Here is a 26,398-nt window from a genome sequence, read left to right as displayed (position 1 = left end):
GCACTAAATTAGCGGCTCGCCTGGAGCGGCTGCCGCTGCACCATGCGGGACGCATTCCTCGACATGTCTGCATCACGACACGCCGTCTCGATCGCGCTTGCGACGGCATCGTAGGTGAAACGCGCCAGCACATTGGCGCGCGCGGCCCGTGCGCACGTCGCCAGTTCCAGCCGATCAGCCGTGAGATCGTCGATCAGCCGACACAGACGGTTCGGATCACGCTCCGGCACGATCCAGCCGCCTTCGCCGACCACGTCCGGAATGGCACCGCAGGTCGATCCGATCACCGGAACGGCGCAGGCCTGCGCCTCGATGATCACCCGGCCGAACTGCTCGCGCACCGCACCGGTCGTCCGTGTCAGCAGCAGCAGCGCATCCAGCCCGCGCAGGAACGACGCCACTTCGGCTGGCGAGGCCCATCCTTGCAGATCGACGCGATCGCCCAGGCCGAGTTCCTTCACCCGCTGGCGCAGATGCGCCTCGTGCGGGCCTTCGCCCATGATGCTCAGCGTGGCCGCAGACCTCGTGCGCGCAAGTGCCTCCAGGGCGTCATCGAGGCCTTTCTCGACCACGAGCCGGCCGACATAGCCAAGCCGCAGCGGCACATCCGCAGTCCGGGTCGGCCGCTCGCCGGCCGGAGCAAAGGTCGCGAGATCGACACCATAGCCGATGGGCGTCACCGGGCCCGCATAGCCGCGCGCCTGGACGACATCGGTTGCCGCGGGACTGCGCGACAGAATGTGGTCGGTGCGGCCAAGGACGAACCTGCGGATCGCCTCGAACGGCGGCGGCAGCCTCTTCAGAATGTTCTGGTCGACCTCCAGCACCAGCGCTGCACGGCCGCGCAGCATCTGCGCCTGCAATGCCACGATGCTCCACGGCTCCTCCCAAAGGTGAATCACGTCGGGATCGAGCTCGCGCAACAGCCGGCGCAATGCCGGATAGAAATGCAGGTACCATTTCATCGGGCCGACGTCCGGCAGCCGGATCGGCAGGCGATGGACCGGATAGCGGTCGTCAAAGGGCGCAGCGGTGATCGTACGGCCGAACTCCTTCCACACCTCCGGCATGACGAGGTGCAGATCGACGTCCGGCCGGGACGCGAGATGACGATAACGCAGCCGGCCGGCTTCGCTGCTGGTGGCCGGATGCGCAATCGAGACGATCCGCAAACGCCCCCTGCTAGACACGGCCCATCACCTTTGCTACGGCACCGCTGAGACCCGTCAGATGCATTTCCATCGCCGCGACGGAGCGATGCGATCCATTCATGGTGTTGCGCGGGATCGAGAACGGATCCTGGCCGGCATGGACCAGCCCCTTGCGCGTGGTCGCAGCGCTGGCAAATCCCGCCTGCTGCGCGAGCACGAAATCGCGCGGACCGCAATCGGCCGCCCGTCCGTAGGGAAACGCGAAGTGCTCCACCTCGAGTCCCAGCCGCGCGTTCAGGCGCAGCCGCGCGTCTGCCAGCTCGTGCAGCGCATCGTGGGGAGACAGTGACGCGATTCGCGCATGCGACACCGTGTGCGCGCCGATCTCGACCAGCGGATCGCGGGCGAGCGTCTCGAGCATCTCCCAGGAGATCGCGTGCTTCCAATGCATCGCATCGATGTCGATGCCGTTGGCGGCACAGAACGCGGCGTAACGATCAGCCGCCCGCGGGCCGTCCCAGCTTGCCGCAATCTGGGCGAACGCCGCGCGGCGCCGCTCGGGGCTCGAGAGCGTCATCTCCTCACCATCGACCGTCACGCGATCCTCGCTCAGCAGCGCATCCTCGAGGCCGGCCGCCCAGAGCGGCAAGGTGCCGTCGGGAATCCCCGTGGTGACGAACAGCGTCACCGGCACATTGTGACGACGAAACACCGGCACCAGCAGCTCGAACGTGTCGCGGTAGCAATCATCGATCGAGAAATTGACGTAGCGGCCGGTCGACTCGGCGCCCGCCGCCCGACGCAACGCCTCGCTGATGGTCACGACATCCCAGCCCTGATCGCGGACATAGCCGAGGAAGCGGTCGAGAAAATCGGCATCGACGTAGAAGTCACGGTTGGGCAGACGCTCCCATTGCTGCGACGGCGCCGCACGGTGGAAGGTCAAGCAGCAGCCGCGCGGACCGAGCACGCGGTCGGCGGCCTTGGCGAGCGGAAGAACGAATGCGCTGGACGCCATCATGGCCTTGGCGGCGGCGAGGGCCAAAATCGTCAACTCAGCTCTCCCTTCATCTTGAACGTGCGACGAACATGCCTGAACGCAGCGGCCACATTGGACGGCAGCAGAATTCCGATCGCGAAAGCAAGGCAGAGCAGATACGCCAAGCCGCCGAGGAAAAGACGCGGCAGCAGGGTCGGGACTGCGTCCTGGATCATCATGCCGAGCACGACCATCAACGCCGTCGGCAGCAGCGCCAGGCCGATCACGAGCAGGAGCTTTCGCGCATCGCCGAGCACGAAGACGACGCCACCCAGCAGCACCAGGCTGCGGATCGCCTCCCCGATGCCAAGCAGCTGCATGCCGGCGGCCGGTGACGGGTCGAACAGATGGGTCAGCAGATTGAAGCCGATGTTGGACAGATAGGCCGAGACGATGATCAGCGCGGCGACGCCGTTGCGGCCGGCGCCGTTGAGCAGCCGGATCAGGATCCAGCCAAGCGTCGCGGCCCACACGCCGCAGGCAATGCCCTTCAGGGCGTGCGAGGTCAGCAGCAGCGCTTCGTCACCGAAGGCACCCCGGAAATAGATCAGGCGCACGATGTCGGTCGAGAACACCAGGAGGAACGCGGATGCCGGCAAGGTCAGCGCGAGCAGCGGCCGCAGCAGCGCCTCGGTCTGGGCCCGCGGATCGCCCGGCGCATGCTGCGACAGCACGGCCATGCCGAGCGGCTGGCTGATCAGGAGCAGTGCGCTTTCGGTCAGGGAGCGGGCGTAGTCCAGCGACGCGACGGCCCCCGTGGTCAGGCGCGACGCGGTGAGACGCTCGATCCAGACATTGCCCTGCTCGGCGAGCGGCAGCGCGAGCAGCACGCGCAGCCGCTTGAAGAACTCGATGCCCTTGTCGGCGACGGTGCGGACGGTCAGTCCGGAGAAGCTCAACTCGCCCTCGCGCCACAGCGAGAACAGCCCCCACGCCGCGAGCCCATTGAAGGCGACGGTGAAGGCGCAGGCGAGCATATAGGCATCGCCGGTCAGCGCGAGCAGGCCGATGCCGCCGATCACTGCGACGTTCAGCAGGCTGGCTCGGACATTGGTCAGCCGGGTGCGGCCAAGCGCGATCTCGCCGGCCGCGAGCACGTTGAGGACTGCCGAGGCCGGCATGCCGAACGCCATCATGCGCACGAAATGCAAGGTGAGCTCGCGCCCCTCCGCCGAGAAGCCGCCGACGACCGCGCTCACCCAGAGTTCGCCGAGCAGCAGGATGATCGCGGTCACCGCGCTCGAGACGACGGCGATGACGATCGTCAGCGCACCGAGGCTGCGCGCGGCATTCGGCCGCTGCAGCGCCTCGCGATGCATCGGGATCATGATCGCCGGCACGCTCTCATTCTGCAGGAAAGCGAGCGGGATGAGCACGGCGGCCATGGCGGCACGGAACCCGTCGGCGATCAGCGAGGCGCCCAGCACATGCGCCATCAGCACCTCGCGGGCGAAGCCGAGCAGCTTGCTCGCCAGCGCACCGCTGATCAGCAGCGCACTGAAGCGCTTGAGCGAGTGACCGGAGGCGCTCACACCGCCGCTCCAGCACCGACGCTGCGGATCAGAAGTCCGATGGAGTCGAGCATGCGCGCGAGACCGTAATGCGTGCGCGCGCGGCGCGCAGCGTAGTCGAGCTGCGGCTTGAGGATCTCCGGCTCGACGAGCACGGCATCCAAGGCCTCGGCCAGCGCCCGTGCGTCGCCGGGCGGAACGAGCATGCCGGCGCGACCATGCTCCAGAATGTCGGGCGCAGCGCCGGCATCGGTCGCAATGACCGGCACACCCGCGAGCATGGCTTCGACCAGCGTACGACCGAATGGCTCCGGGTCGATCGACGGGTGCACCATCGCATCGACGGCCTGCATCAACAACGGCACATCGCTGCGATGGCCGAGGAAGTGAACGCGATCACCGAGGCCGAGCTCGGCGACAAGCCGCTTCAGCTCGGTCGCATAGTCCTGCTCGCCGAACAGCGCGTCGCCGACGACGATGCCATGAACGCCGGGCCGCTTGGCCAGCGCCTCGATCAGGACGTGCTGGCCCTTCCATTGTGCGAGCCGACTGAAGACGCCGACCAGCGGTCCGGACGGCAGGCCGAGGCGCTGCCTCAGCTCCTGCTGCGACACCGGCAAGGGCTCAATGGCCAGGCCGTTGGGGACGACCTCGACCAGCGAGCGCCGGCCGCCCGCATCGATGAACGCGGCGGCGGCCGCCTCGGACGGAACGATCACCTTCGCGGCGAAGCGATTGGCGAGGAACACCTGCATACGCCGCTGTAGCTTGCCGAAATGGGCCGGGCTGATGATGTCGTGCAGATGCCAGATCAGCGGCCGGCGCGCCACGATGTTGGCGATCGCCGCCAGCACGAACGCCTTCTGCGAATTCGCGTAGACCACGTCATGGCGGCGGGCGACGCGTGCGAGCTCGGCAGTGATCGCAGCAAGGCGGCCGAACAGCGGCAACGCCCTGAGCCACGAGCTGTCACGCCTGAATTGCGACAGGCCACGGCCCCAGCGCGACGCGATCACGGACAGTCCGCGGTCTGACAGCGCCCTGGCGAGCGGCCCCGGCTCGAACAGGAAAGCCGACGAGTCCCGACGGCCCTGGACCACGTCGAGCAGGATCAGCTCGGCGCCGCCGATCTGTCCGGTGTGGTCGACGAACAGGACGCGCTCGGCCGACATCAGCCGACTCCGGCGAAGGCTGGCGCTGGGGTGGTCTGAGGCGCGGTCGTGGCGTGTTGCTCGGCTTCGGTCATGGTGACGACGATGCCGACGTCGATCGCTCCGAGCGCCCTGCTCTTGTTCACCGTAGCGACCGCCGGCTCGATCAGCGAACGGTCGCTGCGCACGCAGACGATCACCCAGTCCGTGCCCGCCAGGAAGTCGTCCCGTTGCGACGGCAGGGGCGTATCGACGATGACGGCGTCATAGCCATCGAGGCCGGAGAGCAGAACTTCGAGGCTGATAACATCGAGGATGTCTCCGACCGGCCCGTTGGCCGCGCCCGCAGGAAGCACATCGAGGCAGGGATGCTCGGTGCGCAGCACCGCCTCGTGCAACGCCGTGCCATGCTCCAGCGCGCCCAGCCATCCCTGGCTCGGCGGCAGGGCCATGACCTCGGCGAACCGTGCATGCGCGATGTCGCATTCGACCAGGAGAACGCGCAGGCCCGCGGCCGCCAGATGCTCCGCGAGCGCGCAGGCCGTGGTCGTCTTGCCATCGCCGGCATCCGGAGATGTCACGACGATGCGGTGCGGCCGCGCCGACTGCTGCAGTCCGAGCTCGTGGACGAGGTCGTGCAGCGTGTGCTGAAAGTCCGTGTCCTCGGAAGCGAGACGCAGTACATGCGGGATCGCGAGCGGCTGATGCCCCTGGAGGATGGCGCCAAGGGCGGACATCTGCCGCAAGCTCTTCAGGCGCGGCAGGCAGGCCAGGATGGATACGTCGGCGACGCTCGGGAGATGAGATCTTCGCTCCGGCGATGCGGCAGACGTCGTCGTCGTCATCTCCGGCGGCGCAACGTCGGACTCGGGCAGGACCGGGACGATCGTCGGAGCTTCGGCGACGTCGGTCGGCTGCGCAGATGCGTCCGGGGCCGCGGGCACCGGCGACTCGATGACGCGCGAGCCGAGCTGGTCGGCGAGCAGCGCGGCACCGGCGCCGAAGATCAGCGCCAGCGTCAGGCCGGCGGCGAGGAACGGGATCTTCTTCGGGAAGAACGGCTTGCTGGGCAGCTCGGCGAGGCTGACGAGGCGCGTGCTGCCGCGCAGGACGCGCCGCTCGGTCTCGAGCTCGCTCGCCTTCTTGTACAGCTCGGCATATTGCTGGCGCTTGATCTCGGTGTCGCGCACCATGCTCTCGATCGACGCTTCGTCCAGCGTGGCCGAGCCGGCCTCCGCCTTGGCCGTGTCCATCTGCTTCTTCAGCGAGTTCACCAGCGCGTTGTTGGCGTCGAAGGTTTTCTGCGCGCTCGCTGCGATCGACTGCATCTCTTCGACGAGCCGCTGCTGAATGATCGCCTGCTCGCGCGTCAGCGCCAGGATCGAGGGATGCTTCGGGCCGAGCACGCCGGCGGCGCTCGCGAGCTGGGCGCTGACCGTGGTCAGCTGCTGCTTGAGGTCGGCGATGGTGCGGCTCTGCAGCACCGACGGCGCGTCGGTCGGCCCGCGCTCCTGCTCCGACTTAATCTCCTGCAGCCGGGCGGCCGCCTCGGCGCGCGCGGCCTCCGCCTGCGACAGCTGCTGGCCGATGCTGGTCAGCCGCTCCGACGAGATCGGCGCATTGGCGCCGCGCATCAGGCCCTTGGTGCGACGGAATTTCTGGATCTTCTCGTCGGACTCGCGCAGCTGCTGATCGAGCTGCTTCAGCTCCTGCCAGAGCCAGGAGGTCGCGACCTCGCGGCTGTTGGCGCCTTCGGTGCGCTGGTCTTCGAGGAAGGTCTGCGTCAGCGCATTGGCGAGCGTCTTCGCCACCTCGGGGCTGCCCGACTGATAAGAGATGTTGATGACGCGCGAGCGGCCGGCCGAGGCGACGCTGAAACGGCCGTCGACGTGATCGATGAAGGCACCGGAGTCGGTCCTGAGACGCTGGCACGCATCCGTCGAGCCCATCAGACGACCACGCTCGCATTCGCCGACCACCGCGTCGACGACGCCGGGCGAGGACATGATCTGACGCAACAAGCGGGGCGAGCGGATCACCAGCAGCTGGCTCTCCATGTCGGCGGGATCGCCGATCTTCTGCGCCCAGGCCGCCGAGGTGTTGGCGCCGGGTTCCTGCTCCGCGATGATCACGGACGCGGTGGCCAGATAACGCACGGGCAACAGGACCAGCGCGGCGATCGCAAGACCGAGCACCGCGCCCGCGACAATGGCGAATACGCCGCGGCGGCGCCAGATCCGGGCGACGGCGTCAAAGCCCGACAAGGCCTCCGAGAGAGCCGCCTGCCTCATGATCTGCACTCACACCACATGCCAACTTACGCAATCAGCCGCGTCGCGCGGCTCTGATGTCCCGCACGGAAGCTCTCGATCTCCTCGTTGACCGCCGCGACGAACTGGCTGCGGAAGCGATCGGCCGAGAAGAAACCGGCGCGCTGGCGGCAATCGAGACGCGAGATCGATTTCTCCCTGGCCACGAACGCGCGGACGCATTCGGCGATCGCCGCGGGCTCGGGCGTCTCGAAGAACATGCCGGTCGGACGGGGCCCCGTGGTCAGGATCGACTCGCGCGCACCGCCGCGGCCCAATGCCAGAACCGGCGCGCCCTCGGACTGCGCCTCGACGGGAATGATGCCGAAATCCTCCTCCGCCGCGAACACGAAGGCGCGGGCGGTGGTCATGAGATCGCGGAGCTGCTTGTCGGGCACGAAACCGGCGAAGGTCACGTTGGGGCCCGCGATCGACTTCAACCGCGCCGCTTCCGGGCCGTCGCCGGCGACGACCAGCTCGAGGTCCGGCATGGTGTTGAAGGCGCGGACGATCGGCTCGATTCGCTTGTAGGGAACGAGACGGCTCGCGGCCAGGAAGTGGTTGCCGACCGGGAGGATCGCATCGCGCTGGCCGATCGTCACCGGCGGATAGATCACCTTGGCGTCGCGGCCGTAGATCTTCTTGATGCGGCGGGCGACGAATTGCGAGTTGGTGAAGATGGCGTCGGGGCCGTGCGCGGTGCGCGCGTCCCAGATCCGCATCTTGTGCAGCAAGGTGCGGGCGATGAGGCCCTTGATGCCCGTCGCGTAGCCGCTCTCCTCCAGGTACTGGTGCTGCAGGTCCCAGGCATAGCGCATCGGCGAATGCACATAGGCGATGTGCAGCTGCTCCGGCCCGGTCAGCACGCCCTTGGCCACCGCGCAGCTCGAGGAGATCACGAGGTCGTAGCTCGACAGATCGAGCTGCTCGATCGCGAGCGGCATCAGCGGCAGATAGGAGCGGTGATACTTCCGCAAGCCCGGCATCTTCTGCAGGAAGCTGGTCTGCGACGTCTCGAAGCCCAGCTTGGCGCGGTCCTCGGGACGGAGCAGGTCGAACAGCGCGAAGACATCCGCACCGGGGTAGCAGCGCAGGATCTCCTGCAGCACCTTCTCGGCGCCGCCGAGAACGTAAAGCCAATCGTGGACGATCGCGACGCGCATCCCGCTCTCCCAAGTCCCTGGGTATTTGAACAAACCCTTAAGGGAGGCGTTCACGCGCACAAAACCAATCCTAAACTTCTAGTTAATCGCCCTTGTCCTCCGACCCGTCGAATCCGCTGCTATCAGGTAAGGATCGGTTAAGGATATGTCAGCCTCGCCGCGTCTCGATTTGCGACAGGTGTGCCGGACCAGAACGAACAACAAGGCTATGGTCTCGCTTCGGCACACTCGGCACCATAGGCCGCCTTGCTTAACAGGCCCTTGCCGCCCGCAACGCCTGCGCGCATGACGCCATGCGCAGCGACGACCGCGACGACGCGCCGCGGACTCCTTCAACACGCTCCCGCCGCACGCGATCGTGATCGCGGGTCGATCTCAGCCGGCGATGATGAGCTGCTGAACCGCGTAGCCGTGACGGATGACGCGGTTGAGCACGGGATCGACCAGCTCGAACGCGAAACGGTCGGCCGGGCGGATGCCGCCCAGGGCTGCGAAGGTGCCGCCGAACATCGCGGTGCCCTCGGGCAGCCCGGCCTCGCCATAGCGGCGCGCGACCAGATCGGCCGGCGCCAGCATGCCGCTCAGCGCGCCCTCCTGGTACAGCACGCGCTCGCCGCCGATGGTCGCGTAAGCACGCAACATCAACCGGTCCCAATGCGCGGCGACGTCGTCGACCAGCCACAGCTCGGGCGCGATCGGCTTGTCGCACATCTGCTTGGAGACGGTGATGTTGTAGGTCTCGACCTTGCGGTCGGTATGATCGGAGCCGACGCCGACGAACATCTTGCCGCCGGATTTCACCAGCACGAATTCCACCTCGCCGGAGGAGTCGCCGCCGGAGACCTCGATGCCGTCGGCCGTCGTCAGCCGGCTGGCCGCGACCTCGTAATAGATCGGCGTCGTCGCCGGGCGGGGAATGCCGAGCTCTTCCAGCTCGGCGATGTGCTTGTCGCGCGCGACCGGATCGCGCCCGGTCCAGCCGGCGATGACGAGACGGTTCAGCGTGACCGGCTGCCGCGCCGCCGTTCCGTCAGCGTGAACCAGAAATTCGATTCGAGTACCGCTCATCGTCGCATTGCCCCTTGAAAACCAGCCTGCCGCTTAGCCGCCCCTGGGCATGCTGGCAAGCGCGGTCCGCTCACTCCTTGCCCGCCTTCTCGGCCTCGTGGTCCTCCTTCAGATGCCGCTTGCGGATCTGGTGCGTGGTGAACCAGATCAGCGCGATCGCGACCGGCACGAAGACGGCGGTAGCGAAGGTCGGCTCGACGTGCAGGCCGGCGTCATGCGCGCCCTTGGCGAGGTAGCCGAACAGGCTGACGACGTAGTAGCCGATCGCGGCCACCGACAGGCCTTCGACGGTGCTCTGCAGGCGCAGCTGCAGCTTGGTGCGCTCGTTCATCGAGCGCAGGAGATCGCGGTTCTGCTCCTCGAGCTCGACGTCGACACGCGTGCGCAACAGGTCGGCGGCGCGCGCAAGCTTGCGCGACAGATTGTCCTGCCGCCGCTCCAAGGTGTTGAGCGTGCGCATCGCCGGCGCGATGCGCCGCGACAGGAACGACGACCAGCTCGAATACGGCGTGATCGGCTCGCCCTCGATCACCGTGAGCCGCGCCTGCACCAGGTCCCAATAGGCGCGGCTGGCGCCGAACCGGAACAGCGAGCCGGTCGCGCCGCGCTCCAGCGACGCCGCGAGCTCGGTCAGCTCGGTGAGCAGATGATTGTTGAGCTTGAGCGTCTCGGCGCCCTGCATCTCCACCAAGACCTCGCCGAGCCGCCGCTCGATGCGATCGACCTGCGGCGCCAGCTCCAGCGCGGCGGGCAAACCGAGCAGCGCCAGCGTGCGATAGGTCTCGAGCTCCAGCACGCGCTGCACCAGCGCGCCGAGACGTTCGGGCGTCGGCCCCTCGATGCACACGAGGATGCGGGTGAAGCCCTCCTCGTCGAGTCGGAAGTCGGAGGCAAGCGCGCCGATCGAGCCCTTCACCGCAACCAGCGCCAAACTGCTCTTGTCGAACAGCGCTTCCGCGCGCTTGACCGGATCGGTGACGCTTTCGACCCCAAGCTTGACGGCGACCAGCAGCTCGCCGGACAGCTTGAGCGATGCGATCAACGCCTGCAGCTCCGGCGCGATCTCGCCGAAGGCGAGCTTCGGCGCGTCGGCCGGCGGGCTCCAGATCCAGGTGAAGGTCGCGAACTCCGAATGCTGCTCCCAGCGCAGCCGCGCGGAGCCGACGACCACCTGGTGATGCTTGATGCCGGGCTCCGGCGCCGGCGCACCATGCCGGGCACAGAACGCCGCAAGGCTGTCGCGATCGGCATCCGCGCTGTCGCCTTTCGCCATGACCGCGAAGCGAACGACAGAGACCGGCTGCATCAGCGGCGTGAACGGCCGCGCATGCACCTCGTTGAGCACGCTCTCGCGCAGGGCGTGCTGGGTGAACGCGGACATGTCGAGCGCGGTCATCACAGGGCTCCGTGTGCGCGAGGTCGAAGTGTCGAGGCAGCCACCTGCGTCAACGACGCGCCTGCAGCCGCAACGCGCCTCGCGGGCAAGGCCGCGCTTGGAACGATCACCCCCGTCATGCCGATCTCACCTCCCCTTGCACCCGCGCGCTTTGCATCCGTCGGCACTTTAGCGCAATTCAGTGACTGCGCCACGGTGACCGCAGAACGGTTGAGGCCGGCGTGCCCGCGACTCCGCAGCCCCCATCCGCAGCGCATGCAGTTGTCACATTGGCCGTGGTAGACCATAAACAGCATGGTCTTTTCCGCCATCGCCCGATGGCCACTCACCACATCCGTCGCCCAAGCCTGACAGGACTCCCATGACCACGCTTTCCTCCATCGTCGCGCGCGGTGTCGCGCTGGTTGGCAATGCGGCGCTGCAGTGGCGCAAGCTGCAAGGCGATACGCCGGCACCGGCGTGGGGGGCGGCGCCGCAGATTCCGCAGGCGAAGCCGCAAGGCATGCTGCCGACCCTGAAGATGCCGACGGCGCGCGGCTGGAAGGATGGCGAGAAGCCGGTGGCGGCGCCGGGGCTGAAGGTGAATGCGTTCGCGACCGGGCTCGATCATCCGCGCTGGATCTATGCGATGCCGGACAAATCGGTGCTGATCGCGGAGGCGACGCAGGTGCCGAGCCCGGTGCGCAACATGTTCGGCTATGCGATGCAGGCGACGATGCGCCGCGCCGCCGCGCTCGGCGTCAGCGCCAACCGCATCACGCGGCTGGTCGATGCCGACGGCGACGGCACCGCCGAGAAGCGCAACGCGTTCATGGAGAATCTCAGCCAGCCGTTCGGCATGGCGCTGGTCGGCGACACCTTCTATGTCGGCAACACCGACGGCATCGTCGCCTTCCCCTACTCTGCCGGTGCCGAGCGCATCACCGCGCAGGGCAAGCGGCTGACGACTTTCAAGCCGGGCGGGCACTGGACGCGCAGCCTGCTGGTCAGCCCGGACGGGACGAAGATCTATGCCGGCGTCGGCTCGCTCAGCAACATCGCCGAGCAGGGTTTCGAGGTCGAGGAAGGCCGCGCCTGCATCTACGAGCTGGATATCGCCAGCGGCGCTAGCCGCATCTTTGCAGCCGGCCTGCGCAATGCGGTCGGGCTGGCGTTCGAGCCGAACACGAAAGTGCTATGGACCGTGGTCAATGAGCGCGACGGGCTCGGCGACGAGACGCCGCCGGACTATCTCACATCGGTGCGCGAGGGCGGCTTCTATGGCTGGCCCTATTGCTACTGGGGCAAGACGGTCGACGACCGCGTGCCGCAGGATCCGGCGCTGGTCGCGACCGCGCTGACGCCGGACTACGCGCTCGGCGGCCACACCGCCTCGCTCGGCCTGTGCTGGCTGCCCAAGGGCACCCTGCCCGGCTTCCCCGATGGCATGGTGATCGGCCAGCACGGCTCGTGGAATCGCAGCAAGCTGTCGGGCTACAAGGTGGTGTTCATTCCGTTCGAGAACGGCAAGCCCTCCGGCCCGGCGCGCGACATCCTGTCCGGCTTCCTGGCGCCCGACGAGAGCTTCTCCTATGGCCGCCCGGTCGGCGTGACGCTCGGGCCGGACGGCGCGCTGCTGGTGGCCGACGATGTCGGCAACTGCATCTGGCGGGTCACGGGATCGTAGCGGAACCGGGCCGGCCTCGGCCCGTTGTCGCCGGGACAACGGAACAGTCCCGAGGAGATCACCATGGCCGACAACGTCAATCCGAACCAGAAGCAGCCCGGCGAGCATCAAGAAGGCAAGTTCCACTACAATCCCGGCAATCAGGCCGGGAAGACCATCGATGTCGGCAAGCCGGAAGGCGAGCAGGTCAACAACAAGGACCGCATCGAGCAGCGCGAGGAGCCGCAGTCGCGGTGAGTTGTTTGGCTCGTGTGAGCCCAGCTCTCGCACCGAAGACGGTGCGCTCCCTCTCCCCGTCCTTCACGGGGAGAGGGTTGGGGTGAGGGGCAGCCGCGCGGGCGGTATCAGTTGGACCCGCGCATCGGAAGTGTTCGCGGATAGACCTGTACCCCCTCACCCGGATGTCATCTTCGATGACATCCGACCTCTCCCCGCAAGCGGGGCGAGGTTGCACTGAGCAAGCGGAAGGACGTTCGCGCCTCACCCCCGAAGTGAGACTCAGGCCTACCCCTCCAACAAAAACGCCAGCGCCTCGTCACACGGTGCCTCGACCTTCAGCGACAGCAGATCATCCGCGCGGGTGCGGCCGAGATTGACGGCGGCGATGGGGATGTTGCGGTCGGCGGCGGCGCGGACGAAGCGGAAGCCGGAATAGACCATCAGCGAGGTGCCGACGACGAGCATCGCGTCGGCGTGATCAACGTGATCGCGCGCGGTCGCGACGACGTCGCGCGGCACGGTCTCGCCGAAGAACACGACATCGGGCTTGAGGATGCCGCCGCAGGCCTGGCAAGCCGGCACGGTGAAATCGGCGAAATCGACGCCGTCGAGATCGGCATCGCCATCCGGCGCATCCGCCGCATCATGCGCGAGCCAGAGCGGATTGGCGTGCGCCAGTTCGTCCTGGAATTCGGCGCGCGACAGGGTCGCGCCGCAGCCCATGCAGCGCACGCGATCGAGCCTCCCGTGCAGGTCGATGACGTTGCTGGCGCCAGCGGCCTGGTGCAGCCGGTCGACGTTCTGCGTCACGAGCAGCGAGCTCTTGCCCTGCGCCTCCAGCTGCGCCAGCGCGCGATGCGCGTCGTTGGGCTGGGCACGGCCGAAGCGGCGCCAGCCGACCATGCTGCGCGCCCAATAGCGCCGGCGCGTCTCCTCCGCGCCCATGAAGGCCTGATAGGTCACCGGCGGCGTGCGCTTCCACTGCCCGTCGGTGTCGCGATAATCGGGAATGCCGGAATTGGTGCTGCAGCCGGCGCCGGTGAGAACGACGATGCGGCTGTGGCTGTCGAGAAAGGATTTCAGGGCTGATGGATCGACCATGGCCTCGCACATGTAGTCGCCGGAACCGGGCTGCGCCAGACCGTCGCAGCACGGACGCGTCGGCGTGAACCAATGCGCGCCGCAGGTCTTATCCCGCCGGGAGGACCTGCCATGACGCCACGCAACGGACACGACCGCGGCCTTTGGCCGCTCGACGAAGCCGAGGGCGAGCTGCCGGCGGAGGACGGGCGCGATCTCGCCACCGGCGAAGGCGGCGACATCGAGCTGCCGCTGACGCCGGACGACCTCGCCGAGGACGACTGAGCCTCAGCGCGCCGGCGGCACGTTCGCGAGCCAGTGCCGCGCGATGTCGGCGCGCGGGGCGACCCAGGCAGCCCCGCTGCCGGTGATGTGCGCGAGAATGCGGTCGAGCGCGCCGATGCGGCCGGGGCGTCCGATCATGCGCAGATGCAGCCCGACCGACAGCATCTTCGGCGCGCTCGCGCCCTCGCGCGCGAGCCAGTCGAAGGCGTCGATGACGTAGTCGGCGAAATCGGCGCCGCGGAAACGCGAGCCGTTGAAGAACTGCATGTCGTTGCTGTCGAAGGCGTAGGGCAGCACGAGATGCGGATGCCCGGCGACGTCGACGTAGTACGGCAGATCATCATTGTAGGCGTCGCTGTCGTAGAGGAAACCGCCCTGCTCCACCAGCAACCGGCGGGTGTTGGACGAGCTCGCCGAGCGCGTGTGCCAGCCGAGCGGCGGCTTGCCGGTGACGCGCTGGATGGTCTCGACCGTGCGCGCGATCACGCGCCGCTCCTCGACCTCGCCCAGGCCAGCGTGGCTCTGCCAGCGCCAGCCATGCGCCGACACTTCGTGGCCGCGCGCGACCGCATCGCGCGCGAGATTCGGCGAGCGCTCCACGGCGCGGCCGCAGGCGCTGACCGTCGCTTTCACGCCATGGGCATCGAACAGGTCCATGATGCGCCACCACGCGGCGCGCGTGCCGTATTCGAAATGGCTGTCGATGCAGGGATCGGGACCGTCGAGCCGGTGCACGACCTCATAGATCGCCTCGTTGCTGGCATCGCCGTCGGAGATGGAGAACTCCGAGCCCTCCTCGAAATTCACCACCAGCGACACCGCGACGCGGGCGGAGTTCGGCCAGCGCGGGTGCGGCGGATGGCCGGCATAGCCGGAAAAATCGCGACGGAAGGCGGGTTGCGAGCTCATCGGGTCAATCCGCGGTTCCGGCCATGCGGTGCAGGCCGACCAGGCGATCGCTGATCAGCAGCAGCACGAGCGTGCCGGCGAGAATGAGGGTGGAGAGCGCGGCGAGCGTCGGATCGGGCGCCTCCTCGATATATTGCAGCATGCGGATCGGCAGCGTCTTGGAGCGGACATCGGTGAGGAAGATCGAGACCGGATAGTTGTCGAACGAGGCCAGCAGGCTGAACAGGCCCGATATCAGGAACGACGGCGCCAGCGCCGGCACCATCACGCGCAGCACGCTGCCGGCATAGGTGCAGCCCAGCGTGCGCGCGGCCTCGATCAGGGTGAAGTCGAACCGCGAGAGGCCGGCGATCATGGTGCGCGCGACGTAAGGAAGCGTCACTACGAGATGCGCGACGAGCAGCGCGCTCCAGGTCGCGGTGAAGCCGATCATGCGAAAGTACTGTAGCAGCGCGATGCCGAGCACGAGGCCGGGCATCATCAGCGGCGACACCAGCAGGGTGCCGAGTGCGGTCGCGCCCGGCAGCCTGCCCCGGGCGATCGCGATGGCGGCGAGCGTGCCGGCGACCAGCGACAGCGCAGTGGACAGCACGGCGATCTGCAGCGACAGCCACAGCGACGGCCAGAAGCCGTCGAGCCGTCCGATGCGGCCATACCAGCGCGTCGATGCGCCTGAAAGCGGCAGGTCGAACACCGGCGTCGGCGAGAACGAGGCGGCGGCGATCACGACCAGCGGCAACAGCAGAAACAGCGCGAGACCGATCGCGAGCACCCAGCAGATGATGATGGCTGTGCGCGTCATCATTTCGGCTCCCGCGACAGCATGGCGCTGAGCGCCACGACGATCACCGCGATCGCGAGCAGCACGACGCCGGCGGCGGCGCCGAAGCCCGGCTCGCGCGCCAGCAGATAGGCTTTCGCAATGGTGGTGGCGAGCGTCGGATATTTCTCGCCGATCAGAAGCGTCGGCACGACATAGGCGGAGACCGAGAGCGAGAACACCAGCGCGACGCCGGCGATGATGCCGGGCAGGGTCAGCGGCAGGATGACGCGAAAAAACACGACGAGCGGCGAGGCGCCGAGCGTCGCCGCGGCCTCCGCGTAGCGGCCGTCGAGCTGCGCCACCACGGCGTAGATCGGCAGCACCATGAACGGCAGGAAGATATTGACCGCGCCGACGATCAGCGCGGTCTGGGTGAAGATCATCCGGATCGGATCCTCGATGATCCCGAGCGCGATCAGCACGGTGTTGATCAGGCCGTCGCTGCGCAGCAGGATGGTCCAGGCGAACGCCTTGACGATGACCGAGGCGGCGAGCGGCAGGAACAGCGTCGCCAGCAGGATGGAGCGCAACGGCCCGCGCGCACGCGCGAGCGCGAACGCCGCGGGATAGGAGACGAGGAAGGCGATCAATGTCGTCAGCAGGCCGAGCCGCAGCGAATTCCAGATCACGCCGAGATAATAGGGCGTGCCGAGCAGCCGCACATAATGTGCAACGGTGAGGCCGCCCTTCGGGTCGAGCACGCTGACGCCGAGCAGCAGCGCCAGCGGCAGCACGAAGACCAGCGCGATGATCAGCAACGAGGGCGTGACGAAGCCGAACGCGGCGAGCCGCTCGCGATCCGGCGCGGGCTTGACGACGGGCGCCGGCAGCACGGCGTCGGTCATGGCGATGCCTCCGCGGCGAAGGCGAAGGTCTCGGCCGCCGGCCAGGCGAAACGGACCTCGTCATGCACGCGCGGCAGCTCCGCCTCGCGGCCCGACAGCTCGGCCAGCAAGCTGGCGCCGGCCCCGGCGTCGACATCGACGAGAGTCCGCGAGCCCTGGAACACGACCGATCGCACGCGGCCGGCCGCGGAGTTCGCGCCATCGACAGCACCGAGACGCAGTTGCTCCGGCCGTGTCGCCACGATCACCGACGCGCCAAGCTGGAATGCGCCGCGCGCCGACAGGCGGCCGACCGGCGTCACGACCTCGACCATGCCGTCCTGACCGCCGACGACCTGTCCCGCGATACGCGTCGACAGGCCGACGAAGTTGAGCGCGAACAGGCTGGCCGGGCGGGCATACAGCTCGCGCGGCGCGGCCAGCTGCTCGATGCGGCCCTTGTTCATGACCGCGACGCGATCCGACATCGTCAGCGCCTCGTCCTGGTCATGCGTCACGAAGATCGCGGTCGCCTTGACCTCCTGCAGCAGGCGGCGCAGCTCGACCTGCATCTCCTCGCGCAGCTTGCGATCGAGCGCCGACAGCGCCTCGTCGAACAGCAGCACGTCCGGCTCGACCGCAATGGCGCGCGCCAGCGCGACGCGCTGCTGCTGGCCGCCCGACAGCGCCGAGATGCGGCGGCCGCCGAGGTGGCCGAGCTTGACCAGCGAAAGCGCCCGCTCGACCGCGCGCTCGATCTCGGCCTTCGGCGTGCCGCGCACCTTCAGCCCGAACGCGACATTGCCGGCGACGGTGAGATGCGGAAACAGCGCGTAGCTCTGGAACACGACGCCGACATTGCGCCGGTGCGGCGGCATATGGGTGACGTCGCGCCCGGCGAGCGCGATCGTGCCGCCGTCCGGCGGCGCGAGCCCTGCGATCGCGCGCAGCAGCGTGGTCTTGCCGCAGCCGGAGGGGCCGAGCAAGGTGACCAGCTCACCGCGGCGGATCGTCAGATCGACACGGTCGAGCACGGTCGCGGCGCCGAAACGCTTGGAGACACCGCTGATGACGAGATGCGGCGCGGCGCTCATGTCATCTCCTTGCTCCAGCGGTCGACCCAGCCGGCGCGGTTCTTGGCGATGAACGCCCAGTCCGGCGCGAACAAGGATGCGGGATCGGGATAGCCGGCGGGAAGCGGCGTTGCCTGGTTGGTCGGGGCGATGAAGGCCGTCTTGGCGAGGATGCTCTGCGCCTCCGGGCTGAGATAGAAGTCGATCACGGCGTCGGCGAGATCGCCGGCCGGAGCGCCCGTCACCTTGGCAATGCCCGACGGCATCGAGAAGCCGCCGTCCTTCGGAATGGCGAGATCGACCGGCGAACCATCCGCCTTCCGGATCAAGGTGTAGGCCGAGAACTGACCGCCGATCATCCAGGCCTCGCCCTGCTCCAGCAAGTTGATGGCCTGCGGCGCGTTGGTATAGACGTTCAGCAGATTGGCCTTCAGGCTCTTCATCTTCTTGAAGCCGGCGTCGATGTCGTATTGCGCCTCCTTGTAGGGCTTGCCGGTCTCGAGATGCGCGGCCGCCAGGAGCGTCCAGAACCCTTCGGTGTTGGACAGCGACGGCACGACGATCTTGGAGTCGTACTTCGCGTCCCACAGCTCTGCCCAGCTCACCGGCGGCGTTTTCACGCGCTTGGTGGAATAGGCAATGCCGGCCCACGGCTTCTGGTAGTTGGCCCACATGCCGTCCTGGTGCACGGCGTCGCCGACCAGTTTGCCGAGATTGGGAATGCTGGAGGACGACATCTTGGTGATCAGCCCTTCGGCCGCCGCCGGCAGCATCACCGGATCGTCCATGATCACGACCGAGATTTTCGGGCTCGCCTTGTCGGCCTGCATCTTCTGCAAATTGGTCAGCGAGTTGGTGCCCTCGTACAGCACCTTGCAGTCGAGCTTCTTCTCCAGCACCGGGAACAGGTCGGTGTTGAAATATTTGGCGGCGCCGGCGGGGCCGCCAATCACGATCTCTTTCGGGGCGGCGCGCACCAGGGAGGGTGCGGCGAAGGTGGCGGCGAAGGCCGCACCAGTCTTCAGAAGGCTGCGTCGGGAGAAGGCATTCATGAGGAGATCCCGTGTGTGCTGTCGAGGGCAGGCAACAGGGATCAGCAAGCGCCGTGCCAAATGTGCACATTTTTACTTTGATGTGATATCTCAGTCTCTTGGGGCAGTCGTGCCCGACATGCCGGCCCCGGCGACAGGCAGAATGTGCACATTTTTTGGAGGTGACGTGCCGCGCCTTTGGGCCTAGCAGTTCGCCATGGCGATGCGAGCGCAGCGAATCGGGAAGGCCAATCCCGCCGAGGACGAGGCGGTGTACCAGGCCATCCTGCGCGCGCTGCTGGAGGGCAAGCTCAAGGCCGGCACCAAGCTGGCGGAGACGCCGCTCGCCGCGATCTTCGGCGTCTCGCGCGAGCGTATCCGGAAAGTTCTTCACCGCCTCGGCGCGGAGCGACGGCTGGAGATGATCCCGAACCGCGGCGCCCGGGTGCCGCGGCCGACGCTCGATGACGTCAGGCGGGTCTATGAGGCGCATCGCGTGCTCGAGGCCGGTGTGCTCAGCCAGCTGGTGCTGCGGGTCGATGATCTCCTGCTCGCCCGGCTCGATGCGCATCTCGCGGAAGAGCGCGCGGCCGCCCAGCGCGGCGATCGCGCCGCCTCTGTCAGATTGTCCGGCGCCTTCCACGTCCATCTCGTCGAAGCGCTCGGCAATCCCGAATTGTCGCGCATGCTCGGCGACCTGCTGAGCCGCTCCTCGGTGATGGTCTCGGTCTACGAGCCGGCGGCGCAGTCGATCTGCGCGGTCGACGAGCACGGCGCGATCGTCGCGGCGCTGCGCGATCGCGACCTCTTGCGCGCCATCGCGGTGTCACGCGAGCACTTCCTGCATGTCGAAGGCCGGCTGCGGCTCGATGCGGAGGGATCGACGCCGACCGAGGATCTCGCCGCCGTGTTTGCGGAGCGGCGGCTGCGCGGCAAGGTGCGGTCGGCCGGATCATGACGGAGGGTCTCATTTGGTCGTGAGTGCCGTCACCGCCCGCCAACCCTGACCCGGCCTCGTCTGCGACAGCGTCCGGCAGCGCGCGATCATGAGCTGTGCGGCGCGATCGCCTGGCCTGAAGGCGAGAACGGCCTCGAAGGCCGCAATGGCCGCCGCGAAGTCCTGCGCGCGGTAGTCCTGCAATCCGCGCGCATAATGCGCGATCCAGCGCATGTCTGCTGATGCATCCGGCGCGAGCCCGATCAGCTCATGGACCCGCAGCCCCTCCTCGCGGCCATAGACGGCGATGCGGTCGATCTCGCGGGTGAGAAACCCCGCGCCTGCGAGCCGCGCGGTGCCCTCGCCGATCAGGATGGCGGTGCCGTAGGTCTTGTTGGCGCCCTCCAGCCTGCTCGCCACGTTCACGGCGTCGCCGATCACCGTATAGTTGAGGCGCAGCTCCGAGCCGATGTTGCCGACCAGCATGGCGCCGGAGTTGATGCCGATGCGGATCGCCAGCGGCCGGCCGTCATCGTCGCACAGGCCGCTGGCCGCGACGGCGGCACGGCAGGCCAGCGCGGCGCGGCAGCACAGCGCTGCATGATCCGGCTGCGCCGCCGGCGCACCCCAGAACGCCATCACGGCATCGCCGATGAACTTGTCGATGGTGCCGCCATAATCGACGATCACGGTCGAGATCACATCGAGATAGCGCGACAGCAACGGCACGACGCGGTCGCCCATGCGCTCCGACAGACCGGTGAAGCCGGCGATGTCGATGAACATCACGCTGAGCTCCTGGACATGGCCGCCCGGCTTGGCATCGACGCCCTGCCGCAGCAATTGCCGAACGAGATCCGCCGGGATGAATTTTCCGAATGACGACAGGCCGCCGGCCATGTCGTGAATGGCGCCGGACAGGCTGGCGATCTCGCGCAGCCGTGAAGGATGACGGCGCACCTGCTCGAGCGCGAAGGCCTCGACGTGACGCAGCTCGGCCACCACGCGCCCGAGCGGCGCTGCGATCACCGCGCGCGCCAGCGCGGCGGAAACCAGGGCCGCGAGCACGGCGCCGATGCCGAGACCGATGATGACGCGCCTGAGCGCCGCGTCGACCGGGCCGAGAAACTCCGCTTCCGGAATCACCGTGACGAGCGACCAGCCGGGAAACGGCAGCGCCGTGCGCGCCACCTCGAAGGCGTCATCGCCCGATTGCACGCGCCCGCGCCAGGCCTCGTCACCTCCCGGCGAGAGCCGCATCGCCTGCTGCGCCACCGGCAGCAGCGGCTGGCGGACCTGCCCGGCATTGACCTCGTCCGCGCGCTCGTCCGGCGCAGCAACGACGCGGCCGTCGCGCTCGAGAATGAAGGCACTGCCGGTGCTGCCGACATGGAGCTGCGCGAGGAAACGGGCGATGCGCGCGTGCTCGATGATGATGGCGAGCACGCCCTGCCGCTCCTGATAGACGTCGATCGGCCCGGCCAGCGCGATGGCAGGACGGTCACCGCCGGGATGCACATCGACGCTGAACCAGCGCGGCTCGTCGGCAGCAAGGCTCTCCTTGAACCAGGGCTGGTCGGCAACCTTGAAGTGGGTCGGCTCGAAGCGACGAGCCGCGAACTCGATGTCGCCGGGCACGACGTCGTAGTCGTCGACGCGGCGCTGGCCGGGGTGATCGGTGAGCGAGATCTCCATCATCTCCAGACGCTGGTCACCGAGCTTATGCGCCGCAAAGAACGAGCCGTCCGGCCAGCCGAACGCCGCCCATGAGATCGTCGCCTGCGACTGCAGCTGCGACAGGAACACGAACTCGCGCTTGTCGGCTTCGCGGGTGTCGAGCACGTTCTGCAGGAACAGCGTGCGGATGGCAGTGTGCGCGGCGCGCGCCTCGCCGACGATGGCGGTCACCTCCTTGCGCACCGCGCCCGCGATCTGCGCATTGATGGTGCTGGCGAGCTGACGGCTGATCGCCTCGGACGTCCGCCACCACAGCAGGCTCGAAGCAAAGGCGGTCAACAGGATCGCGGTCAGCACGAGCGCCGAGACCGCAAAGCGAATGCTGACGGTCAGCCGCTCGCCGGCGCCTGCATCGCCCGGTACCGAGCCGTCTGGGCTGCCCATCATCGCAGGTCGATCTCCGTCGGACCGGGGTGCCGAGGTCCGCACCACAACATCGGCAGGCTGCGCCCCAACCGCATCAGCGGCAAATGCCGGCTGGCTAAGCCGACGATGCCTGCAAAGCATTGGCTCGCCGAGCAGGCCTGCGCTCGAATGGAGACGGCTCTGGAGCACGCAATACCGCTCACGGACTCGTGAGCGGAGCCGCCACGTAACGTTCTCGTGGCCGCGGGCGAAAGAGAGAAGCGCGTCGCCAAGCGAGCGATGCAGAACACGAGAGGGAATGTCATGTCCGCCAAGAAAACCGTCACCACGCTGGCGCTCGCCGGTGCCGTCACGACCGCGCTCGCCAGCCTGGCCATGGCCGGCCCGCTGACCAAGGAGCAGGTCGATGCCGCCATGGCCGCCAAGAAGGAGAAGTGCTTCGGCGTTGCGCTGAAGGGCCAGAACGATTGCGCCGCCGGCCCCGGCACCACCTGCCAGGGCACCTCGACCACCGACTATCAGGGCAACGCCTGGAAGTTCGTTGCCGGCGGCACCTGCACCAGCATCGACGTGCCCGGCGGCAAGAAGGGCTCGCTGAAGCCGATCTAATCGACCTCGTTCACCCCAAGCGGAAAGCGGAGACGCAGCATGCGCAACGATGCCCCCCCTGCACCGTGCCCGCCCCTGCCGCTTCGCTTTCCGCCGCCCCTCGGCGGCGTCGCCGGCACCAGCTTCAAGCCGTCGCACCTGACGGCGATCCTCGCCGAGGCGCCGCAGCGCGGCTTCTTCGAGGTGCATGCCGAGAACTACATGGGCGCCGGCGGACCGCCGCACCATCAGCTGGAGGCGATCCGCAGGGATCATCCGCTGTCGATCCACGGCGTCTGCATGTCGATCGGCGGTCCGCAGCCGCTCGATCGCGAGCACCTCGCGCGCTTCCGCAAGCTCGTCGCCCGCTATCAGCCGAGCCTGGTGTCCGAGCATCTGGCCTGGTCGACGCACGAGACGACGTTCTTCAACGACCTGCTGCCATTGCCCTACACGGCCGCCACGCTGGCACGGGTCTGCGACCATATCGACGAGGTCCAGAGCGCGATCCGCCGGCCGATCCTGCTGGAAAACCCGTCGACCTACGTGGCCTTTCACGAGTCGACGATGAGCGAGACCGATTTCATCCGCGCCATCGTCCGCCGCAGCGGCTGCGGGCTTTTGCTCGACGTCAGCAACGTGTTCGTGTCCGCGATCAATCATGGCTTCTCACCGCAGGACTATCTGGCGGACTTCCCGCTGGCCGCCGTCGGCGAGATTCATCTCGCCGGTCACGCCGTGCAGGCCGACGATGAAGGCGCGCCGCTGCTGATCGACAGCCATGACGGCCCCGTCGCCTATGATGTGTGGGCTCTGTTCGCCAGCGTGATCGCGCGCAACGGTCCGGTGCCGACGCTGATCGAATGGGACGGCAACATTCCGGACTGGCCGGTGCTGAAGGCAGAGGCCGCGGCAGCGCAGACGATCCTCGATGACCACGCACGGGACTGCTCGCAGGAGGTGCGCGATGCTGCAGCCTGAGCAGGCCTCCGGCTACGCAGCCCAGTTCGCTGCGGCGCTGCTGACGCCGGATGGCGCGACGCCCGTTGCCGTCATGGGCCCCGGGGCCAAGGCCGCCGGGCGGCGGTTCAATGTCTACCGCAACAACGTCACGGTCAGCCTGATCGAGGCGCTGATTGCGATCTATCCCGCGGTGCAGCGCATCACCGGGCCCGACTTCTTCCGCGCGATGGCGCGGGCGCATGTGCGCGAGACGCCGCCGACATCGCCGCTGCTGTTCGACTATGGTCGCGATTTCCCCTGCTTCGTCGGGCGCTACGAGCACGCCGAGGCGATGCCGTTTCTCCCGGACGTGGCGCGGATCGAGCGGGCCTGGCTCGACGCCTATCACGCGGCGGACGCCGTGCCGCTCGACGGTGCCGCGCTGGCGGCGGTGCCGCCCGAGCGGCTGCCGGAGCTGCGCTTCGCCGCTCATCCCGCCACCCGCCTCGTGCGCTCTGATTTCGCGGCAGTGAAGATCTTCTCGGCCAACCGCAGCGATGCCCCGGTGCCGCGCATTGACGGCTCGGTCCCGGAGGATGCGCTGATCACGCGGCCCGCGCTCGACGTCGCCGTACGCCATCTGCCGCCGGGCGGCGCGATCTTCACAAGTCTGCTGATCGCGCAGCAGCCGCTCGGCGCGGCGGCGGAAGCTGCGTTCGAGGCGGCGCCGGAGTTCGATCTCGCGACCAACATTGCCGGGCTGATCGAGGCCGGCGCCTTCACGAACATCTGTTTCGAGGACGCATGATGACGACGGATCACTCCATGGCGCCGAGCCCGACGCTGTCGCTGCCTGCCCTGGCCGACAGGGCGGTGCGCCTGCTGCAGGCGGCGACGCCACTGACCTTCGTCCAGTTCGTCACGCGGGTCGCGCTCGCGGTGCCGTTCTGGCGCTCCGGCATCCTCAAGTGGGATGGCTTTCTCAAGCTGAGCGACACCGCGGTGACGCTGTTCAGCGACGAGTTCATGCTGCATCTGCCCGGCGGGCCGTATCACTTCCCCATGCCGACGGTCATGGCGTTCCTGTCGGGCTGCGGCGAGGTCGCCTTGCCGGTCCTCCTCATTCTCGGCCTCGGCACCCGCTTCGCGGCGCTCGGTCTGTTGGTCATGACCTGCATCGTCGAGCTCACCGTGCCCGATGGCTGGCCGATCCATCTGACCTGGGCGGCGATGGCGCTGACGCTGATCGCCCATGGCGGTGGCAGGCTGTCGCTCGATTACGTCCTCGGCGGGCTGTTCGGCGGCGCGCACCAGGGCAGCGCCAGCCGCGGCATGTAGTAGCCGTTCCACTCGCAGATCTCCTCGGGTCCTTTGCGCTTCAGCGCCATCTTGACCGGCTCGGCCTGGCTGATGCCGACATGCAGCACCAGCAGCGTGACGCCGATCGGATAGGCGAAGCGAGAGGCGCTGAGATCGGCGAGCCGGTCGAGCAGGACGATGCCGGCGAGGATGATCAGCGGATCGGTGAAGACGAAGTACTCGACCTTCAGGCCGCGGCGGACGCCGAGCGCGTCGATGCCGATGGCGGCCAGCAGCAGCAGCGTGGCCTGAACGGCGGCTTGCCGCTCGCCGCGCCTGACGGCGACGACGATGCCGGGGATGATCAGCCAGGTCAGGAACACGGTCGGCCGTGCCGACGATTGCAGGATGAACGTGTAGCGCCTGATCACCCCGACGACGCCCGACAGCAGCAGGCCGACGGCGCCCCCGAGACTGCCGGCCTCCTGCGGCGCGTCGACATAGGTGATCATCTTCTCCAGCGGATTGAGCACGACCACGACGTCGTTGATGTCGTAGCTCAGATCGAGGGCGAGCAGGCCCAGGGCAGCGCCGGCGATGGCGGCCAGCAGCGCAGCGACCGTCTCGACCGCGCTGACCCGCCACAACCGCGCGAAGGCGACCATGCAGGCGGCGATGACGCCGAGCAGCGTGAGCTGATAGACCCCGAAGCGTCCGAGCAGCAGCGGCTTGAGGCCGGCGGCCGTCGCATTGGCCGGGTCAAAGCCGGCGGCGAGCAGCGGCCAGGCGGGGATCGCCGCAACCAGCGCGGCGATGGCGGCCACCAGGACGGCCGCCCACGCACGCGAGCCTCGCCAGAACGCCACGCTTGCGCTCGCCTCCGATCCGAATGGCAGCACCAGCACCGGGATCGCCGCGATCAGCAGGATGGCGTGGACCTTGTTCGTGAGCCCGAGCATGCAGAGCAGCGCGGCGGCGCCGACGGCGAGCGGACGCGCGAGGCTGGCGCGGCGTGCCGCGACGATCAGAAGCATCAAGGCGAGGATGCAGAACGACGCCGCGATCATCTCGCTGCGCAGGATGCGCAGATGCATCTGCACGCCGCCGGAGAACGCGAAGGCGGTGACGGCCAGCATGGCGATCCGCCAGTCGGACACCAGCCGGCGCGCCAGCAAGGCGAAAGCGAGGATGACGCCGGATGCGGTGAGCAGCGCGGCGACACGCCCGGCATGAACCGCTGACGTCATCGCGGCGTCGAACGCGGCGCGATCCGAGGCAGCCGGAATCGCCGAGAGCGTCCAGGCGTCGAGCAGGCCTGCGCGGTGCAGCTGCGCAAACCAGGCCTTGACCGAAAGGATGGTGAGATAGGCCGGATGATCGAAGAACGCCTGCGCGCCGCCGTCATTCATGACGAGCGCGTTGTAGATCACCATGAAGTCCATGTCGGCGTTGCGCCAATAGACGGTGAAATAGCCGGCGGCGACGAACGAGACGAGCGAGAGCAGCAGCGTCACCAGGATGCCGCCGCGCCAGCCGAACGGCGTCAGACGATCGAGCGGGTCGCCATCCCTGGTCACACCTGAGTCCCGCCAACTGTGCGGCTGCCCTCTCGCCCCGCTTGCGGCGCGACCGCACAGAGCGCTTTACGTATCGTGGCCACCCGTTTCCACGTCGTCATGGCCGGGCTTGTCCCGGCCATCCACGTTGTCCTGCGCCCGCGGAACGACGTGGATGCCCGGGACAAGCCCGGGCATGACGGAGCAAGGCACTCGCAGACGCTCGTACCGCGATGGCGCCATTCGTCAGAGGCCATCGCGCGCTCAACTTCGAT

Annotated in this window: 24 protein-coding genes; 8 read left to right on the top strand and 16 right to left on the bottom strand. The window is 68.0% G+C overall.

Annotated features, from left to right (window positions below; genetic code table 11):
* Positions 1-8: 8 nt before the first annotated feature.
* From QX108_RS19455 to QX108_RS19420, 8 genes are all read right to left on the bottom strand, one after another.
* Positions 9-1,190, bottom strand: a complete 1,182-nt coding sequence (locus tag QX108_RS19455; RefSeq protein ID WP_315787244.1) for a glycosyltransferase — start codon at positions 1,188-1,190, stop codon at positions 9-11.
* A complete protein-coding gene (locus tag QX108_RS19450) occupies positions 1,183-2,205 on the bottom strand; it encodes a polysaccharide deacetylase family protein (RefSeq protein WP_315787242.1) in 1,023 nt (340 codons plus the stop codon). The genes QX108_RS19455 and QX108_RS19450 overlap by 8 nt, the downstream gene beginning before the upstream one ends.
* Positions 2,202-3,722: a lipid II flippase MurJ gene (locus QX108_RS19445; protein ID WP_315787240.1), complete on the bottom strand. Its 1,521-nt coding sequence runs from the start codon at positions 3,720-3,722 to the stop codon at positions 2,202-2,204. Before QX108_RS19445 ends, QX108_RS19450 begins: the two co-directional genes overlap by 4 nt.
* Positions 3,719-4,876: a glycosyltransferase family 4 protein gene (locus QX108_RS19440; protein WP_315787310.1), complete on the bottom strand. Its 1,158-nt coding sequence runs from the start codon at positions 4,874-4,876 to the stop codon at positions 3,719-3,721. The genes QX108_RS19445 and QX108_RS19440 overlap by 4 nt, the downstream gene beginning before the upstream one ends.
* Positions 4,873-7,143, bottom strand: a complete 2,271-nt coding sequence (locus QX108_RS19435; RefSeq protein ID WP_315787238.1) for an exopolysaccharide transport family protein — start codon at positions 7,141-7,143, stop codon at positions 4,873-4,875. The genes QX108_RS19440 and QX108_RS19435 overlap by 4 nt, the downstream gene beginning before the upstream one ends.
* A gap of 26 nt (positions 7,144-7,169) precedes the next feature.
* Entirely contained in the window at positions 7,170-8,324 is a 1,155-nt protein-coding gene (locus QX108_RS19430) for a glycosyltransferase (RefSeq protein ID WP_315787236.1), read from the bottom strand.
* Between the two features lie 375 nt (positions 8,325-8,699).
* On the bottom strand, positions 8,700-9,392 hold the full coding sequence (locus QX108_RS19425; RefSeq protein WP_315787234.1) for a DUF2848 domain-containing protein: 693 nt from the start codon (positions 9,390-9,392) through the stop codon (positions 8,700-8,702).
* Between the two features lie 70 nt (positions 9,393-9,462).
* Positions 9,463-10,788 carry a DUF3422 domain-containing protein gene (locus QX108_RS19420; RefSeq protein ID WP_315787232.1) on the bottom strand — a complete coding sequence of 442 codons (1,326 nt, stop codon included), beginning with the start codon at positions 10,786-10,788 and terminating at the stop codon, positions 9,463-9,465.
* A 361-nt stretch (positions 10,789-11,149) separates the two neighbouring features.
* Between QX108_RS19420 and QX108_RS19415 the strand changes: the two genes are divergently transcribed.
* Positions 11,150-12,454 (top strand): sorbosone dehydrogenase family protein, encoded by a 1,305-nt coding sequence (locus QX108_RS19415; RefSeq protein ID WP_315787230.1) that lies wholly within the window; start codon positions 11,150-11,152, stop codon positions 12,452-12,454.
* Positions 12,455-12,517: 63 nt separating this feature from the next.
* On the top strand, positions 12,518-12,691 hold the full coding sequence (locus tag QX108_RS19410; RefSeq protein ID WP_315787228.1) for a hypothetical protein: 174 nt from the start codon (positions 12,518-12,520) through the stop codon (positions 12,689-12,691).
* Between the two features lie 267 nt (positions 12,692-12,958).
* On the opposite strand, the gene QX108_RS19405 is transcribed toward QX108_RS19410, so the two are convergent.
* Positions 12,959-13,774, bottom strand: coding sequence for an NAD-dependent protein deacetylase (locus QX108_RS19405; protein ID WP_315787227.1), 816 nt, complete (start codon positions 13,772-13,774; stop codon positions 12,959-12,961).
* A gap of 111 nt (positions 13,775-13,885) precedes the next feature.
* Between QX108_RS19405 and QX108_RS19400 the strand changes: the two genes are divergently transcribed.
* Complete coding sequence (locus tag QX108_RS19400; RefSeq protein WP_315723701.1) at positions 13,886-14,038, top strand: hypothetical protein; 153 nt, start codon at positions 13,886-13,888, stop codon at positions 14,036-14,038.
* A gap of 3 nt (positions 14,039-14,041) precedes the next feature.
* On the opposite strand, the gene QX108_RS19395 is transcribed toward QX108_RS19400, so the two are convergent.
* From QX108_RS19395 to QX108_RS19375, 5 genes are read right to left on the bottom strand one after another with little or no spacing between them, the layout of a single operon-like run.
* Positions 14,042-14,947 (bottom strand): polysaccharide deacetylase family protein, encoded by a 906-nt coding sequence (locus QX108_RS19395; protein WP_315787226.1) that lies wholly within the window; start codon positions 14,945-14,947, stop codon positions 14,042-14,044.
* Positions 14,948-14,951: 4 nt separating this feature from the next.
* Positions 14,952-15,749 (bottom strand): ABC transporter permease, encoded by a 798-nt coding sequence (locus QX108_RS19390; protein ID WP_315787225.1) that lies wholly within the window; start codon positions 15,747-15,749, stop codon positions 14,952-14,954.
* A complete protein-coding gene (locus QX108_RS19385; protein ID WP_315787224.1) occupies positions 15,749-16,615 on the bottom strand; it encodes an ABC transporter permease in 867 nt (288 codons plus the stop codon). Before QX108_RS19385 ends, QX108_RS19390 begins: the two co-directional genes overlap by 1 nt.
* Entirely contained in the window at positions 16,612-17,688 is a 1,077-nt protein-coding gene (locus QX108_RS19380) for an ABC transporter ATP-binding protein (protein ID WP_315787223.1), read from the bottom strand. The genes QX108_RS19385 and QX108_RS19380 overlap by 4 nt, the downstream gene beginning before the upstream one ends.
* Positions 17,685-18,719: an extracellular solute-binding protein gene (locus tag QX108_RS19375; protein WP_315787222.1), complete on the bottom strand. Its 1,035-nt coding sequence runs from the start codon at positions 18,717-18,719 to the stop codon at positions 17,685-17,687. Before QX108_RS19375 ends, QX108_RS19380 begins: the two co-directional genes overlap by 4 nt.
* Positions 18,720-18,915: 196 nt before the next feature.
* Here QX108_RS19375 and QX108_RS19370 point away from each other — a divergent pair, with 196 nt between their 5' ends.
* Positions 18,916-19,656: a GntR family transcriptional regulator gene (locus QX108_RS19370; protein WP_315787221.1), complete on the top strand. Its 741-nt coding sequence runs from the start codon at positions 18,916-18,918 to the stop codon at positions 19,654-19,656.
* Between the two features lie 9 nt (positions 19,657-19,665).
* Here QX108_RS19370 and QX108_RS19365 read toward each other — a convergent pair whose 3' ends face one another.
* Complete coding sequence (locus tag QX108_RS19365) at positions 19,666-21,756, bottom strand: adenylate/guanylate cyclase domain-containing protein (RefSeq protein WP_315787308.1); 2,091 nt, start codon at positions 21,754-21,756, stop codon at positions 19,666-19,668.
* Positions 21,757-22,041: 285 nt separating this feature from the next.
* Between QX108_RS19365 and QX108_RS19360 the strand changes: the two genes are divergently transcribed.
* Genes QX108_RS19360 through QX108_RS19345 form a run of 4 tightly spaced genes read left to right on the top strand, consistent with a single transcriptional unit; the run spans position 22,042 to position 24,606 of the window.
* Positions 22,042-22,347 carry a DUF2282 domain-containing protein gene (locus QX108_RS19360; RefSeq protein ID WP_315723689.1) on the top strand — a complete coding sequence of 102 codons (306 nt, stop codon included), beginning with the start codon at positions 22,042-22,044 and terminating at the stop codon, positions 22,345-22,347.
* A 39-nt stretch (positions 22,348-22,386) separates the two neighbouring features.
* On the top strand, positions 22,387-23,307 hold the full coding sequence (locus tag QX108_RS19355) for a DUF692 domain-containing protein (RefSeq protein ID WP_315787220.1): 921 nt from the start codon (positions 22,387-22,389) through the stop codon (positions 23,305-23,307).
* Complete coding sequence (locus QX108_RS19350; protein ID WP_315787219.1) at positions 23,294-24,076, top strand: DNA-binding domain-containing protein; 783 nt, start codon at positions 23,294-23,296, stop codon at positions 24,074-24,076. The genes QX108_RS19355 and QX108_RS19350 overlap by 14 nt, the downstream gene beginning before the upstream one ends.
* A complete protein-coding gene (locus tag QX108_RS19345) occupies positions 24,076-24,606 on the top strand; it encodes a DoxX family protein (protein ID WP_409998532.1) in 531 nt (176 codons plus the stop codon). Before QX108_RS19350 ends, QX108_RS19345 begins: the two co-directional genes overlap by 1 nt.
* On the opposite strand, the gene QX108_RS19340 is transcribed toward QX108_RS19345, so the two are convergent.
* Complete coding sequence (locus QX108_RS19340; protein ID WP_315787218.1) at positions 24,546-26,144, bottom strand: hypothetical protein; 1,599 nt, start codon at positions 26,142-26,144, stop codon at positions 24,546-24,548. The genes QX108_RS19345 and QX108_RS19340 overlap by 61 nt on opposite strands.
* Positions 26,145-26,398 lie beyond the last annotated feature (254 nt).

It is taken from the genome of Bradyrhizobium sp. SZCCHNR1002, assembly GCF_032381435.1.
GTDB lineage: Bacteria > Pseudomonadota > Alphaproteobacteria > Rhizobiales > Xanthobacteraceae > Bradyrhizobium > Bradyrhizobium aeschynomenes.
The sequence above is the reverse complement of the archived record's forward strand: the minus strand, read 5'-3'. Positions and strand labels throughout refer to the sequence as shown.

What these genes read in the sequence shown, in the direction of transcription:
- QX108_RS19395 (WP_315787226.1), bottom strand. Translation starts at nt 14,947, where the DNA reads ATGAGCTCGCAACCCGCCTTCCGTCGCGATTTTTCCGGCTATGCCGGC.
- QX108_RS19405 (WP_315787227.1), bottom strand. Translation starts at nt 13,774, where the DNA reads ATGGTCGATCCATCAGCCCTGAAATCCTTTCTCGACAGCCACAGCCGC.
- QX108_RS19370 (WP_315787221.1), top strand. Translation starts at nt 18,916, where the DNA reads ATGGCGATGCGAGCGCAGCGAATCGGGAAGGCCAATCCCGCCGAGGAC.
- QX108_RS19415 (WP_315787230.1), top strand. Translation starts at nt 11,150, where the DNA reads ATGACCACGCTTTCCTCCATCGTCGCGCGCGGTGTCGCGCTGGTTGGC.
- QX108_RS19435 (WP_315787238.1), bottom strand. Translation starts at nt 7,143, where the DNA reads ATGAGGCAGGCGGCTCTCTCGGAGGCCTTGTCGGGCTTTGACGCCGTC.
- QX108_RS19355 (WP_315787220.1), top strand. Translation starts at nt 22,387, where the DNA reads ATGCGCAACGATGCCCCCCCTGCACCGTGCCCGCCCCTGCCGCTTCGC.
- QX108_RS19410 (WP_315787228.1), top strand. Translation starts at nt 12,518, where the DNA reads ATGGCCGACAACGTCAATCCGAACCAGAAGCAGCCCGGCGAGCATCAA.
- QX108_RS19430 (WP_315787236.1), bottom strand. Translation starts at nt 8,324, where the DNA reads ATGCGCGTCGCGATCGTCCACGATTGGCTTTACGTTCTCGGCGGCGCC.
- QX108_RS19385 (WP_315787224.1), bottom strand. Translation starts at nt 16,615, where the DNA reads ATGACCGACGCCGTGCTGCCGGCGCCCGTCGTCAAGCCCGCGCCGGAT.
- QX108_RS19380 (WP_315787223.1), bottom strand. Translation starts at nt 17,688, where the DNA reads ATGAGCGCCGCGCCGCATCTCGTCATCAGCGGTGTCTCCAAGCGTTTC.
- QX108_RS19420 (WP_315787232.1), bottom strand. Translation starts at nt 10,788, where the DNA reads ATGACCGCGCTCGACATGTCCGCGTTCACCCAGCACGCCCTGCGCGAG.
- QX108_RS19375 (WP_315787222.1), bottom strand. Translation starts at nt 18,719, where the DNA reads ATGAATGCCTTCTCCCGACGCAGCCTTCTGAAGACTGGTGCGGCCTTC.
- QX108_RS19400 (WP_315723701.1), top strand. Translation starts at nt 13,886, where the DNA reads ATGACGCCACGCAACGGACACGACCGCGGCCTTTGGCCGCTCGACGAA.
- QX108_RS19390 (WP_315787225.1), bottom strand. Translation starts at nt 15,749, where the DNA reads ATGACGCGCACAGCCATCATCATCTGCTGGGTGCTCGCGATCGGTCTC.
- QX108_RS19345 (WP_409998532.1), top strand. Translation starts at nt 24,076, where the DNA reads ATGACGACGGATCACTCCATGGCGCCGAGCCCGACGCTGTCGCTGCCT.
- QX108_RS19350 (WP_315787219.1), top strand. Translation starts at nt 23,294, where the DNA reads ATGCTGCAGCCTGAGCAGGCCTCCGGCTACGCAGCCCAGTTCGCTGCG.
- QX108_RS19365 (WP_315787308.1), bottom strand. Translation starts at nt 21,756, where the DNA reads ATGGGCAGCCCAGACGGCTCGGTACCGGGCGATGCAGGCGCCGGCGAG.
- QX108_RS19360 (WP_315723689.1), top strand. Translation starts at nt 22,042, where the DNA reads ATGTCCGCCAAGAAAACCGTCACCACGCTGGCGCTCGCCGGTGCCGTC.
- QX108_RS19425 (WP_315787234.1), bottom strand. Translation starts at nt 9,392, where the DNA reads ATGAGCGGTACTCGAATCGAATTTCTGGTTCACGCTGACGGAACGGCG.